The following is a 14,199-nucleotide window of genomic DNA, read 5'->3' as shown; positions in this document are numbered from 1 at the left end:
TCTAGAACAAAGTATTCTCATTATAAGAACTGTTTAATAAGTGAATAAGGATTTTCACATGGAGATTTTGACGTTAAAGACGTTTAAAGCGGTGGTTGATGAAGACGGTATTAAAGGGGCTGCTGAAAAACTGCATACCGTTCAGTCGAATATTACCAACCGCATCAAAAAACTAGAAAGGGAACTAGATACCAAGCTATTCAATATCATTGGTCGAAAGCTGCAATTAACCCCGAGTGGGCGACAGCTGTGCGATTATGCTGATCAAATTTTACAGTTAGAGTATCAAGCCACATCGGCCATGCTCCGAAATAAAGACAGTTATGAATTAATAATCGGTATGCCTGAGACATTTGCTGCTGTTCATATGCCATTGGCATTGAAACAACTTAAGTTAAACCACTCTGAAATCCGTGCCAAAATCTATACAGATACCAGTGATAGGTTGGTCTTGGCGGTTTTGAATAATAAAGTAGACTGTGCGGCAATCGGCAATGCACCCAAACATAAAGATCTGGTGGTGATTCCTGTTGTTAGAGAAGAGCTGATGATGGTGACGCCATTAGATAGTGAGCATGATCCTGTCTTATTCGTACGTGATGAAGGTTGTGGTTACAGGACACAGGCTATTATTTGGCAACAAGAAGCAGGCAGAGGGTGTGATGAGCTGATGCTGATGAGTAGCGCTGACGGTGTATTGGGGTGTGTCGCTGCGGGATTAGGCTACACGATCATTGGTAAAAACATGGTGGTCGGCAGTCGATATGAAAAATCATTGGTCATGACGCCACTCAGTCATGGGTCAAAGCAAGTTCAGCTATCGATTGTTTATCGTAAAGACAGCCCACTGGCATCAGGGGTATTAACGCTAGCCAAATTGCTAACGGAATAATATGGCATGCTATGGTCTATTCACTATATAACTATGATGCAACTACTACGATATTCATCTCGCTCACTACACTATGGCATCGACTGCTACGGCTTTTACTACCATTGATACACTATTCTTTGGTATTCTAAACCTGATTGGTCTTTATCAAGATTGTATGGGCATATCATTACAGTCTTAGCGCCCGACTGACTTGCATCGGACGTCGAAAACCGTTAAAATCGCGGTTTGATTTTCCCGCTGGGGAAAGGCTAAGTGAGCAGAGGAATGGTGTTGGGTGCTGGAATAAGCCAGTGATGCAGCTGCCATACTTATAAATGTCCTTAGTGCCTCAGTTACGTATGCCATTGTTGATTTGGCACATCATTTAAGATGTTGCTCAAAAGCACTATACATACATCGGACATAGAGAGTTTATTATGCGTAAAGATATCCATCCTAATTACCAAGAAGTTTTATTCCACGACACTAACGCTGACGTTTTCTTTTTGACTCGTTCAACTGCTAAAACCAAAGCTACTCGTGAATACGAAGGTACAGAATATCCATACTACCCACTTGATATCTCAAGTGCGTCGCATCCATTCTATACTGGCGAACAACGCAAAACTTCTACTGAAGGCCGTGTTGCTAGCTTCAACAAACGCTTTGGTGCGTTTGGTGGCCGTAAGAAAGCTGCTGATACTGACGCTGCAGAATAATTTACACTTATTGTGTAAATATATTTCGCAAAGCAATAAAAAACCGCTGAATATTCAGCGGTTTTTTTTTTGAATTTTAGGGTAGTATTTTTGAAAGGTGAAATTAAGATAATCCCTAAGCAATCGGCGTGTCTAGCACCTGTACTATCAGCTCTGATAATTGCTGTGCCCAATAGCCATACATTAGGCTGCTAGGATGAAAGCCGTCACTGGCAAACATCACGGCGATATCGACAGGTTTGCCATCAAAGTGCTCTTCTATCATCTTTGCAAAGTCAGTTTCCATATAAGTGACACTGTCATGCTCGGCACAGACTTGCTGCAGTATCCTGTCCAAAGTAGATGCTTTGGCACCAATAAAATTATTGAGTGGGGTAGGTATTGCAGGCATTTGTGCCATCGGTGGTAGACTTGAAAAAATCAATTCTCGCACACCAAACTTGCGCTGAGCAATAGCAATGATCTCTTCAATTTGCTGCTGCCATTTACGCGCAGAGACATTAGCAGTGGTGTCATTAACTCCGACACTCAATACCATGACATCAACCGCTTGGCTAGGAGCAGGTAGGATATAAAGCCGACGCAAGATATCAAAGCTAGTGTGCCCCGTAGTTGCTTGCAATGACCATGTTAGCTCATCAAACTGAGTATGAATAGCAGACTGCTGCTGCAGAGCAGGGATCAGCTTGCCTACTAGTGCTTCTTGCTGTGTTTGACTACCAACACCAGCGGCGGCCGAGTCACCAACCACCATGATGTTTAGCGTTTTTTGGACGCCATCTTTTTGTGTATTAGCAGACAGGGTATTAGCAGATTGGTTTAATTGAACATGACCATGCCTTTCGCCATGTGGCTCAGGTAAGCGAACCGTCTCACGCTTGATTCTGCGACCTTGATAAAGATAAACAGGGGCAAGGAGGACATCTCTTGCCACTGTCGCCATTTTATTACTATTTATCATATTGCTACCATCCAGCACGCTCTCGAATAGTCGTTAGGTTATCTTCAATTAATAACTGGCCATCGACATAAACGTCACGCAACAGGTTTTCTGCATCGGCAGATAAGTCATCTGCTTTGATGGTTTTTAGTTTTCCGTTGCTGTCTTTGACCAAAGCCAATCGACCTTTTTTTGAGCGTTTCGAACGGCTAGTGATCGGATCTTTGTAGATGTCTTTCCAGACACCATCGATAGAGATAGAACTGGCTTTCATTGCCCAGCTCATGGTGTCACGGTTGACTTGTTGTAGTAAGCCACCGCCCATACCAAAGGTGACATTTTCAGCGCTGAAGCCTGCTTTCATGATGACATCAATAATTTTGGTTAGGCTTTGCGGACTGATACCATCACCTTGGATGACTCGTACATAATCTGGTAGTACCTTATAGCCTTTACTATTAACGGTCGTTCCGAATTTCACTGCCAAGCGCTCTAATGCTTCGCGGACAACTTTGGTAGGCTCGCCACTGTCTGGTCTAATGACCAGTGTGCCGCCCATGTTTTTTACGTCGTCTTTTAGGCTGCCACCCCAGATATTATCGATGGCATTCCATAAGTCATAACTGTCTGAGACCACTGAGAAGCTTTTACCTTCGCCACCAAACTGTTCAATCATATTGGCAAAGGCTGCTGTCTCACCGTCACGGCCCCATGCAGTCATCGTGCTGTGTTCAGCTGCAGGGATAGAAAACGCTGGCATGTCTTTATCCATTTGATACCAGCGACTGGCAGCTACTAGTGCCGTCATTGAATCCGTGCCCGCAAAGTTTACCAGATGCGCCAAGCTGCCGAGTGCCACAGATTCCTGACTAGATGCACCACGCGAGCCGAAATCATGCAGCCTGAACGTAAGCGACTCTGTGTTGTCTGCTGATTTTTCTAAAGCTTTACGAATGATGTCTTTGCAGTAATGCGAGACGCTGGCGACCGTTGATGGATACCAAATAGCACGTAATAGTGCGGTTTCGATATAGCTTGGCAGCCAGTAAAATTCAGGATCGGTATTGATGACTTGGCAGACGACGTTGGACACTGGCACGATACTGCCTTCGGGTACGGCTTGGATACGTAATGGTAGATAACCATTGTGTTTGTCCACCAAATGCTCCCAACCAGCACGATTGAAAGTCAAGCCGTGCGCTTGAACGACCATTTCGGCTTCGTCGATATCTTGGTGGGTAATAGGGGTGCTTAGGTATTCTTTAATAAAGGCTTGCAAGCCAAAAAATACCACATCATAGTCGCCTTTACGCGCCTCAATGTAGCTTGACAGATACTCACTACCGCTTGGATATTGCACCCAATGTGAGGTTTTATAGCTGTCGCTGTTAAGAATTAAATTATTTAGATTACTGGTATACATCACAGAACTCCTCTGCTTTGAAATGCCGCAGCTGCTTTTATGAAAGAACAGTTGCAGCGGTGAACCCTTGCCGTCTATCGACTTGGGCGGTGAAAGCTGTTGTACAAAAACGTGTGCAAAAATGATAAATCAGGTTTAAAAATAAAAAACTAAGAAAATAAATTATATAGACTGTAGTTGATTATAAGGTTGTAAATCATGTACTAGTCGGTCAACGTTATGTAAATTTACAATCCAACCATTTTGGTAATAATCGCATAGTGGTCTTCGAACATCATGGTGGCATCAAGCTCTGCCAGCGGTAACCAAAAAGCTTTAGCTGCGTCATCGCCACCTTTTACTTTTGGTAGACCTTTTGGATCATTTTTAAGCTGAAAATAAAATGCTTGGGTAATCGTACGACCACGTGCCGAGCGATATGGGTCATCAAAAGTATGCTGACTGTGACAAGAGCCACGCAATACTGGCTCAGGAACTTTGAGACGCGTTTCTTCACGCAGCTCACGAATACAAGCATCAAATAAGGTCTCTTTCGGATTTAAGAACCCACCAGGTAATGCCCACAATCCACGCCCTGGCATACTACGGCGCTCTACCAACAGGATATGTCCAGACTGTACAATCAAAGCATCAGCCGTCATAAATGTAGGCGGATAGGGGGCTGATTCCCACTGTCTTTTATACTTATCAATGAAATCTGCTTCTTCATGCAGCTGATGGTAATCGTCAGTTTTTTTGAAATCATTCAGCACTTTGCGAGTTGACTCGGGCGTACGCTCAGGTGTCGGTGTAGCCCCCATCAGATAGCTATCTCGAATAGGTGTGGCTGATAAATTGTGATAGTTGGGCACCGAGACTGAGTCCCAGTTGGGGAATAGCGATAAATAATAAGATGAGCTGTCTTTTGAGTGACCAATCAACCCAATATCGCTCTGCAAGTCACCAGTGACAGACTTGACGCCTGCTTGCACATACTGTAGCCAGCGGGTGTCGTTGTAGAGTGCATCGTCTAGACCCACGCAGTGAATACGTGCCGCTTCCTCTGCTGAGTAGGCGTCTTTAATCATGGCAGCACGCTCAGCGACGCTAAATGGATTGCGTAAGCTGCGTGGCAGGTTGGCTGAGCCAATAAGCATAATCACATCATCCGAGCGCTTTAATGCCTCGTCGATGACGGCTTTATGTCCACGATGGAACGGCTGAAAACGCCCAATGAAAACCAAATAACGATAGTGTTTACTGCTTTTCTGATCAGGGGTTTGTGTGTCTGAACTTTGCTCTGATAATTCACTCATAGACGCCAATTTCCTACGACTTATATTTCATTGGTAAAAAATTAATAATGCCAATACTGACACAGCCGATGACTCGCTGACAAGTGGAAAGATGTTTGGGATAGTATAACGGTCAATGATGATGTGACGAGTCCAGATAAATACACCCATAATTTTAAGTAGAATGCTGTTCAATCCAACCGGTCACCGTTGGCCAAATCTCTTTGGCAGCGTTACGGCTGATCATAATGCGGCTGTGAGTATAGTCGTCTAAATCACCATCTCTATACGGACAGCAGCCACGGTTTTAGGGTTTAGCATGTTCTCAAGATTTACCCAAACGGCGTGATAGCCAAATCCACCAGCGACCATTTCTTGCTTAGCGTGTTCAATAGACCACTCTTGCTCAATGATTCTATACATAGCGATAATCAGTCCCGTACGGTCAGCACCATGATAGCAGTGTACCAGTACGCTCTTATTTTGTGCCTGCAAATCTTTTATCGTATTTAAGGCTTTAGCGATTTCTTTTGGAGTAACATACCATGATTTAAGCGGTTGATTATATAAGTCTAAGGACGTCTCATTAACAATATCAGCTAGTAATTTTTCATCATCATTTCGATCAAAAAAGCGTAAATTAAGGATAGCGTCAATACGATTGGCTTTAAGTAAAGGGATATCAGCTGCACGTAATTGCTCACTTCGAAACAGTAGCTTATCAACTTGATATAAATTGGTCGCCTTATTAATCAAGACTGCATTTTGCGGTAAGGATGGGGGAGTCGTAAGTTGAGTAGTAGCAGTTGACTGGCAGCCGATCATCAGACTGGCTAGACTCATAGAGCCTGCGACTAATATTGACTTGTAACGCTGTTGCCAGCGATGGTTGTGGTCTATGACACCTTCGTTCGACCTAGTGCTCAAAAGCTGGTTCATAAGCATAATTCTCATACCATTAGTTTTGATTGGTTATCATTCTACCGCTACAGACTATTTGATAGCCACTATCAGCCATAATAGTTTCAACCCTTGCAGTTGTTGTACATAATAAAGCGTTCATTATAGTAAGTGGCTAAGTGGCTAAGTGGCTAAGTGGCTAAGTAGCTAAGTGGCATAGTAACTACCGAGCATGACGCTCAATCCAATCGGTCACCGTTGGCCAAATCTCTTTGGCAGCGTTACGGCTGATCATAATGCGGCTGTGAGTGTAGTCGTCTAAATCACCATGGCTGAGCGCGTATTCGCGAAAGACATTGGCAGGGTTTTTAAAATCATCAAAGAGCATCTGACAGCCATGAGTAGGGGAGATGAATGTATCTCCTCTGGCACTGATGGCGTATACAGGTATGGTGATGTTTGGCATCTGATGTCGATAGTCTAAAAGCTCGTCGTCAGTGGCAGTTGTATCAGTGCTCGCTTGATTAACAATACTTTCATTAAATGCACTTTCATTAAACGTGCTTTGTTTTATGAAGCTGCTTTTAAAGTTCCTTTGCAGATTCCAGTTGTACCACTGACTCATCGTATAATAGCTTTCGTCACAAGCGCCCATCTTTAATTTTCTGGCAGGGATGAAGCCAAGCAGTCGCGTGAGTATTTTGGCTGCAATAATTTTCGCATGACTGATAGGCTTTGACGCTGCACCATAAGCTTGGCAGGCGAACATGCTGATGCTGTTTAGTTTATCGATATAGCGTGGGTTTTGAATTAAAAACATAATCAAACCAATACCGCCGCCACTATGAGTAATACAATGTAAATTATCGAATTTTAATTCATCAAAAAAATAGCGGAAAGTTGCTTCATAGTCATAAGTAGCAACCGTCTCGAAATTAAATTGTTCTTTTGGCATTGAGCTATCACCATGACCGCGCCACTCCATGATGTAGCAGTGGTGTCCAAGGCCAGCCAGATACTCAGCGATTTTTAAGCAAGTTTGTTTGTCCGAAAAGGTCCCGTGCGTCAAAAATATATTTTGAGGTTTTATAATAGGCAAGCTGTTTTCTAATGTGTTGGCTATCGTACTGTCTTCTATAGTATCAACTACTTTCCAAACGGCAATTTTCTCATCATCCTTGGTAGTTATTAGGTGCAACGTCCGTGTCATCATAAAAATTATCCTATCCGAAAAATACGTAATATTTATACAAGGCCATCAAAGCTACCATGCTCATAAAGCCAGTGCACAAAGTTATTCAAACTATCAATACTACGTCAAATCTAAATGACTTGCTCAAACGAGATGTGAACGGTATCGCATAGCGAAAATGCTGAGTATGCTTGATAAATGGTATAGCTGTCTTTATATAGAGAATAGCTTAATATAGAGAGTAACTTGGCAGCCAACACAACTATTAGGCATGTTTGTTTTTCATTGTTTAAATATTGAGTTACTTTGCCAGTAGGTAGCATCATTAAAAAAATCAATGACAACCATTTACAGCGCCCACCGTTCAATTCACAGTAGCGTGGTCGGAATTAATGCTTGATTCAGGTATAATGAGTGCTATAGACGAATTAAACTTTATACTCATGGCGGGCAGCGTCATACAATAATAAATCTCAAATATTGCTAGCCTGCATGTTTTATACAAGCCGTAAAAATTTTAAACATTCAAATTCACGACACAGTAGCCATAATAGATATAGCGTTTGTGTCATAACGCATAGGAAACATTATGAGTGAGCATGACCAAGTTGATAGCCCAGTAGCGCCATCAGCAGACTATGAATCAGCGCTAGATACTGATCAGACTGAAGCAAAAAGTAATATTACTATTACTGAGTCAGCCCAAGGGTACTTAGCGGATTTGTTATCTAAGCAAGATACAGACGGTATCGGCGTACGTATTTTCGTTGAGCATCCAGGCACCCCTCGTGCAGAGTGCTGTATGGCCTATAACCAACCGGGCGAAGAAGACAGCGCTGATTTGCGTTTTACGTATGACAGTTTTTCTGCATTTATCGAAGCGGCTTCAGTTCCTTATCTAGAAGATGCCGTTATCGATTATAATAAAGACCGTTTCGGTGGTCAGCTGACTTTCCGCGCGCCAAACTCTAAAGTACCTAAAGTGGGTGCTGATGCCAGTGTAGAAGAGCGCATCAACTACGTATTACAGTCGGAGATTAATCCCGGTCTGGCCGCCCATGGTGGTGACGTGCAGTTGCTTGAGCTGATTGATGAAGAAGGTGTTGGCCTTACAGCGGTATTGAAATTCGGTGGTGGTTGCCAAGGGTGCTCAGCAGTCGACATGACCTTGCGTCAAGGCGTTGAAGTACAGCTCAAGCAGCAAATACCAGAGTTGACCCAAGTCATTGATGAGACGGATCATACCCGTACTGAAAACGCTTATTACAAATAAAAGTCTAGCTGGAAGTTGCAGACTTAAGTAATAGCGAAAAGTTATTTTAATTAAAAAGCCAAGTTTTGATGAACTTGGCTTTTTTTATTGCTATGATTTGGTAGAGTGTTTTTTAGCTGAATTTTCAGTGGTAGATTGTTGATTAATAATTTGTTGATTAGTCATTTATTGATTAATAACTTTTATCGAAATAAAGGAATATATAATGAGTGATGGACAAGCAGACAAGCAAGCAGCCCAAAAATCAGAGACCCCTCAGCGTCTTGAGACCTTGGCAATTCATGCCGGTTATAGTGTTGAGCCAACGACCAAAGCCGTTGCAGTGCCTATCTATCATACGAGCTCGTATGCTTTTGACAACACCCAGCATGGTGCGGATCTCTTTGATCTAAAGGTCGCAGGTAATATTTATACCCGCATTATGAACCCAACCAATGCCGTTCTAGAAGAGCGCGTCGCAGCGCTTGAAGGTGGTATCGGTGCGCTTGCTGTGGCATCTGGTATGGCTGCCATCACGTATGCGATTCAGACCATCTGTGAAGCGGGTGATAATATCGTTGCTGTGTCGACCTTGTATGGTGGTACTTACAATTTATTTGCTCATGCTTTACCACGTCAAGGCATCGAAGTACGCTTTTTTGACCACAAAAACCCTGAAGCGATTCGTGATTTAATCGATGATAAGACGAAGATGGTCTTCGCAGAAAGTATCGGTAACCCATTGGGTAATATCGTGGACATTCAGGCACTAAGTGATATTGCTCACGAGTATGGCGTGCCAGTCGTGATTGATAGTACGGTTGCGACACCTGCGCTATGTCGCCCGTTTGAGTTTGGTGCAGATATTGTCATTCATTCACTGACCAAGTATATGAGCGGAACGGGGACGTCGATTGGTGGCGCAATTGTCGATAGTGGTAAATTCGCATGGGGTGATTATCCTGAGCGTTTTCCATTATTAAACACGCCAGATCACAGTTATCACGGTGTGAACTTTGTCAAAGACGTGGGCGCAGCGGCATTTATCGCTCGTGCTCGTGTGGCACCGCTGCGTAATACTGGCGCGGCACTTAGCCCATTGAATGCTTTTAGTATTTTACAAGGCTTGCAGACACTGGGTTTACGTATGGAGCGCCATGTACAGAATGCTCAAGCCGTTGCGGAATATCTACGTGACCATGATAAAGTTGCTTGGGTGAAATATGCAGGGTTACCTGATCATCCTGAGCATGAGCTTGCTAAGAAGTACATGAAAGGCACACCATCTGCTATTTTGACCTTTGGGGTTAAAGGTGGTTTGGAAGCTGGTGCACGCTTTATCGATGCGCTGCAACTGATTACTCGTTTGGTCAATATCGGTGATGCCAAATCACTAGCTTGTCATCCAGCGACGACCACCCATCGCCAGTTGAATGAGCAAGAACTTGCTAATGCTGGTGTGAGTACTGATATGGTACGACTGTCGATTGGTATCGAACACATTGAAGATATCAAAGCAGACTTAGAGCAGGCACTAGCTTCAGCTTAATATTAGAAGACTCTCATTGAACTGAATAACTTGCTTATTGAGTGACAAAAAAAGCCCATATCAAATCGATATGGGCTTTTTTTATTAACATCAAAAACGTTTATTTATATCACGCTGATAAGATACGCTGAGCGATATCTTTATAGTCTTGCGAGGCAAGGCGCGGCCCAAACTGTTGGATAATTTGTGCCGATACTTCGCTGGCAAGTCGACCACACTCTGGCAGACTATATTGCTGCGATAATGCATATAAGAAAGCACCCGCGTAATTATCACCTGCACCATTGGTATCAATAACATTGGCAACTACTGGGGTAGCAACTTCATAAACCTCAATGTCTGAATCGTCATCAGATTTATGGGCGATAATAGCACCATTGGCACCATCGGTTACGACTGCAGTTTGGCAATATTCAAGTAAGGCACGTGCGGCGGCTTTAACTTGTTTTTTATCCGTAAACAATTTAGCTTCTTCACTGTTGCAAAATATAACGGCAACTTTATTACCAAGCATATTAAGCAAGCCTTCTTTCGCAAACTGCACCACCGCAGGATCAGCAAAGCTCACCGCAATTTTTGCATTATGAATACCGGCTTGTTGACGTAACTGAGTCATCGCTGGCTGGATGCTCTCAGACATCGCTAGATAACCTTCTAGATATAGCCAATCTGCTTGCGTCAACGCATCAAAATCAACATTGTCGGCGACAATCTCACTTGAGGTGCCAAGATAGGTCTGCATGGTACGCTCACCATCTTCTGTAACCGCGACGACACATGAACCGGTCACACCGCCTGCATGGATAGATTTATCTGAGGTAGCCACGCCTGCTTCGTGCAAGTCTCTGAGGTAAAATGCGCCCTGATCGTCATCACCGACACGGCACGCATAAAAAGGCTTGCCACCTAGACTGGCAAATGCATACATCGCATTGGCAGCTGAGCCGCCGCCTGCTTGTTTTGATGGGTCAATGTTAGCAAGTTTAAAATAAGCGAGTAATTGTTGTTGTTCTTCGATACCAGCCAGCGTCATATGACCTTTGGTCAGTTCTGTCTCATCTAATGCTGCATCAGACAGCACATATTCGTGATCAACCAACGCATTCCCTATCGCCATTACATCGTACATTGCTTACTTCTCCTCAATTAAGTGATAAACGCACATTTTTATATTTAAAAGCTATTCAGCCTGTAGTTCAAGTAGGCGTTGATATAGCGCATTCTTTTTGACGCCTGTGATATCAGCACCCAATGCTGCAGCTTTTTTGACCGATAAGTCTTCTAGCAATCTTTGCAATAATTTATCATGGATACTGATGTCATCTGAATCCTGAGCCACATTCACGCCAGCGACGACAACGACTATTTCACCGCGCTGTTGATTGTCATCTGCTTTGACAAACTCAACCAAATCGCCAAGTGTACTCTTACGTACCGTCTCAAAGGTTTTGGTCAATTCACGGCAAAACGCGACTTCGCGATCTGCACCAAATATCGTTGCCATATCTTCTAAGCTGGCGATAATACGGTGCGGTGCTTCGTAAAATATCAGGGTTTCGGTACGAGCGATTAATGCGCTCAGTTGTTTTTGACGACCATGAGTTTTGGCTGGCAAAAATCCAATAAAGCTAAAGCGATCTGACGGCAATCCTGCAACTGAAAGCGCGGCAATAGCAGCAGAGGCACCAACGATAGGTGACACGGCGACGCCAGCGGCATGTGCTGCTTGTACCAATTGATAGCCAGGGTCGCTGACTAGTGGCGTCCCAGCATCACTAATCAAAGCAACCGAATGACCTTGCTCAATCATCTCAATAATCTTCGGTGTTTGAATCGCGCTATTGTGCTCATGGTATGCCCACAGCTTATTGTGGCCTTTTTGTTTTGAAGTGGTTTCCGTATCGTCGGCACCACTGTTTTCATTATGATGAGGCGTTGATGCTTTTGCATCGTCAGTTTTGCTGCCTTTGGTATCAATACCAAAGTGTGACAGTAGCTTACCTGAGGTACGGGTGTCTTCACAGGCAATGATGGCGACTTGCTTTAGGACATCAATGGCATGCGGCGTCATATCGCTCATATTGCCAATCGGCGTGGCAACGATATATAGACAAGCTGGCATCGCGGTAGGGCTAGACATGAAAACCTCGGAGTATTAAAAGCGGGAATTAAAATATAATGTGGCGAGCTGACTGACAAAACTGGTTAAAAATAGAACTTAAGCAAAGCATAAAAAACCATACCAGCATCCGCACGCGAAAGTGGCTAGTTTAGCATGATGTGCTATGATAATTCTGAAATGTTAACCAGACCAATCGACATCATGGCGAACCATAAACCTTTGACACTCACTTCACCAAAACAGCGCCAAGGCAGTCTGTTTGAGCAGCACGCACGTGAGTTTTTGCAGGCGCAAGGGTTAAGGCTAATTGTCCAAAATTGGCAACAGCCGAAAGTGGGCGAGCTAGATTTGGTTATGATGGAAACAGGGCGGGCATGGTCAACGCTAGTATTCATCGAAGTTCGTCAGCGCAAGCAGTCAGGATTTGGCGATGCTGCCATTAGTATTACAGCGAGTAAGCAACGCAAAGTTATCAAAGCTGCGTGCTATTTTTTGCAACAGCATCCTGAATATAGCGATTATGAATGTCGGTTTGATGTGATTGCTTATAATACGGCTAGCAGTGTGAGCAAAAAAAACCAACATATAGATACTCAACCAGAATGGTTTCGGGGTGCCTTCGTAGCAGAGGCATGGTGAGAATATATAGAAGCGGTACGGCTAAACAGTGGATAGAACTAATAAAACAGCATATAGAATTTGGTATCTAGCTATCGTTACCAAAAACCTAACCCTCTTCAGCAAAAATTCAGTAAAGTAGCTATGTTATAAGTAGCTGTATTACAAGTTGTTATAAGCAGCTATGTTAAAAGCCGCTAGATCAAAATTGTTCAATCCATTAAATTTATATAATTGTCACAATCATGTCCTAAGAGGTAAATCATGACACGGATGCATCTGCGCACTGCTATTTTTGGCTCATCAAGCCGCACAGCGATTGGTATGATACTACTATCCAGTATCGCTGTTACTGGCTGTACGACCAACTATCTGACCAATAGCACAGAAGGCACGTATGGTGTGCCGATGACAGAGCGCACTATTCCGCAGCGTCTGCTTGATCGCAGTATCGAACACACTGCCAAAATCAATGTCTATGGTCTACAAGAAAACCTACAACAAACCAGCCGTATGGGCATTGATAGCTTCAACAGTGAAGTGTTGCTGACAGGTGAAGTGCCAACTGAAGCCATTAAAACAGAAATAGAAAAAGTCGTTACCTCTATGCCTGATGTGCGCCGCGTTTATAACGAATTGAATGTCAGCGCCTCAAAAGGTTATAGCTCTACCGTGCAGGATGGTTATATCACCTCAAAATTGCTAGCAAAAGTGGCCGCTAGTAACGGTGTTAGTTCTTCACAGGTTAAGGCAGTGAGCGATAACGGTGTGGTTTATATTATGGGACGTATGACCCCCACTCAACAGAGTAATCTCATTGATATTGCCAACACGACGGTCGGTGTGACGGAGCTGGTGCTACTGACGACAGTCGTGGATGATCGAGGTGTGAAGATAAACGAAGACGACATTATGACTGATAATAACTTGGGCAATGCTGACTCAGCACCAGTCGTTGAAGGTGCCGCTGCTACTAATGATTTTAGTCCTAGCAACTCTGTAGGAAACAATACAGCCACTACCGCAACGCCAGTTATAGTGACAGAAGAGGGCACAACAGGTGAGCAGCCATCCTCTAGTCCATATATTGAGCTATACAAGAATCAATAGTAAGGCCAAAGTTGATAAAGTAGTTATGTTGACAAAGTAGTCATTATTTATAAACTAGCTAGATAAGTGATGGCTATTAAGCGATTGGATTTCAATGACAAGAAGACTAAACAGCACTAACAGGAAAAACACGATAAATCCTTAGCGAGCCAGTAATATATAGACAGTCAGCAATAGAACAGCCAGCCAAATAGTAAATGGTACTTTTAGTGAATAATAGTAATTT

Annotated in this window: 13 protein-coding genes; 6 read left to right on the top strand and 7 right to left on the bottom strand. The window is 43.5% G+C overall.

The annotated features are described in order from the left end of the window. Window positions 1-58 precede the first annotated feature (58 nt). On the top strand, window positions 59-892 hold the full coding sequence (locus I6E83_RS13080) for a LysR family transcriptional regulator (RefSeq protein ID WP_197102482.1): 834 nt from the start codon (window positions 59-61) through the stop codon (window positions 890-892). A 419-nt stretch (window positions 893-1,311) separates the two neighbouring features. After that, complete coding sequence (locus tag I6E83_RS13075; RefSeq protein ID WP_110924187.1) at window positions 1,312-1,593, top strand: type B 50S ribosomal protein L31; 282 nt, start codon at window positions 1,312-1,314, stop codon at window positions 1,591-1,593. A 115-nt stretch (window positions 1,594-1,708) separates the two neighbouring features. Here I6E83_RS13075 and I6E83_RS13070 read toward each other — a convergent pair whose 3' ends face one another. From I6E83_RS13070 to I6E83_RS13050, 5 genes are all read right to left on the bottom strand, one after another. Continuing rightward, window positions 1,709-2,554: an SGNH/GDSL hydrolase family protein gene (locus tag I6E83_RS13070; protein WP_227680951.1), complete on the bottom strand. Its 846-nt coding sequence runs from the start codon at window positions 2,552-2,554 to the stop codon at window positions 1,709-1,711. 4 nt (window positions 2,555-2,558) lie between these two features. Continuing rightward, the gene (locus tag I6E83_RS13065) at window positions 2,559-3,956 is read right to left on the bottom strand and encodes a nicotinate phosphoribosyltransferase (protein ID WP_197102481.1); all 1,398 of its coding nucleotides are present in this window, start codon (window positions 3,954-3,956) and stop codon (window positions 2,559-2,561) included. 227 nt (window positions 3,957-4,183) lie between these two features. Next, on the bottom strand, window positions 4,184-5,251 hold the full coding sequence (locus I6E83_RS13060) for a bifunctional nicotinamide-nucleotide adenylyltransferase/Nudix hydroxylase (protein ID WP_197102480.1): 1,068 nt from the start codon (window positions 5,249-5,251) through the stop codon (window positions 4,184-4,186). A gap of 249 nt (window positions 5,252-5,500) precedes the next feature. Continuing rightward, window positions 5,501-6,169 carry a dual specificity protein phosphatase family protein gene (locus I6E83_RS13055; RefSeq protein WP_197102479.1) on the bottom strand — a complete coding sequence of 223 codons (669 nt, stop codon included), beginning with the start codon at window positions 6,167-6,169 and terminating at the stop codon, window positions 5,501-5,503. 184 nt (window positions 6,170-6,353) lie between these two features. Continuing rightward, window positions 6,354-7,343, bottom strand: coding sequence for an alpha/beta fold hydrolase (locus I6E83_RS13050; protein WP_110924190.1), 990 nt, complete (start codon window positions 7,341-7,343; stop codon window positions 6,354-6,356). 568 nt (window positions 7,344-7,911) lie between these two features. On the opposite strand from I6E83_RS13050, the gene nfuA reads away from it, so the two are divergent. Both nfuA and I6E83_RS13040 read left to right on the top strand, forming a co-directional pair. Beyond that, window positions 7,912-8,595: a Fe-S biogenesis protein NfuA gene (gene nfuA, locus I6E83_RS13045; protein ID WP_110924191.1), complete on the top strand. Its 684-nt coding sequence runs from the start codon at window positions 7,912-7,914 to the stop codon at window positions 8,593-8,595. Between the two features lie 205 nt (window positions 8,596-8,800). Then, window positions 8,801-10,123 carry an O-acetylhomoserine aminocarboxypropyltransferase/cysteine synthase family protein gene (locus tag I6E83_RS13040; protein ID WP_197102478.1) on the top strand — a complete coding sequence of 441 codons (1,323 nt, stop codon included), beginning with the start codon at window positions 8,801-8,803 and terminating at the stop codon, window positions 10,121-10,123. A 109-nt stretch (window positions 10,124-10,232) separates the two neighbouring features. Here I6E83_RS13040 and I6E83_RS13035 read toward each other — a convergent pair whose 3' ends face one another. Both I6E83_RS13035 and rsmI read right to left on the bottom strand, forming a co-directional pair. After that, a complete protein-coding gene (locus I6E83_RS13035; RefSeq protein WP_197102471.1) occupies window positions 10,233-11,252 on the bottom strand; it encodes an adenosine kinase in 1,020 nt (339 codons plus the stop codon). Window positions 11,253-11,303: 51 nt separating this feature from the next. Then, complete coding sequence (gene rsmI / locus I6E83_RS13030; protein ID WP_197102469.1) at window positions 11,304-12,263, bottom strand: 16S rRNA (cytidine(1402)-2'-O)-methyltransferase; 960 nt, start codon at window positions 12,261-12,263, stop codon at window positions 11,304-11,306. Window positions 12,264-12,398: 135 nt separating this feature from the next. On the opposite strand from rsmI, the gene I6E83_RS13025 reads away from it, so the two are divergent. Continuing rightward, window positions 12,399-12,884 (top strand): YraN family protein, encoded by a 486-nt coding sequence (locus tag I6E83_RS13025; RefSeq protein WP_197102467.1) that lies wholly within the window; start codon window positions 12,399-12,401, stop codon window positions 12,882-12,884. A gap of 243 nt (window positions 12,885-13,127) precedes the next feature. Beyond that, a complete protein-coding gene (locus tag I6E83_RS13020) occupies window positions 13,128-13,973 on the top strand; it encodes a BON domain-containing protein (protein ID WP_197102465.1) in 846 nt (281 codons plus the stop codon). Window positions 13,974-14,199 lie beyond the last annotated feature (226 nt).

Source organism: Psychrobacter sp. SZ93C1 (assembly GCF_015864635.1).
In the GTDB taxonomy this organism is placed as follows: Bacteria; Pseudomonadota; Gammaproteobacteria; order Pseudomonadales; family Moraxellaceae; genus Psychrobacter; species Psychrobacter fozii.
The sequence above is the reverse complement of the archived record's forward strand: the minus strand, read 5'-3'. Positions and strand labels throughout refer to the sequence as shown.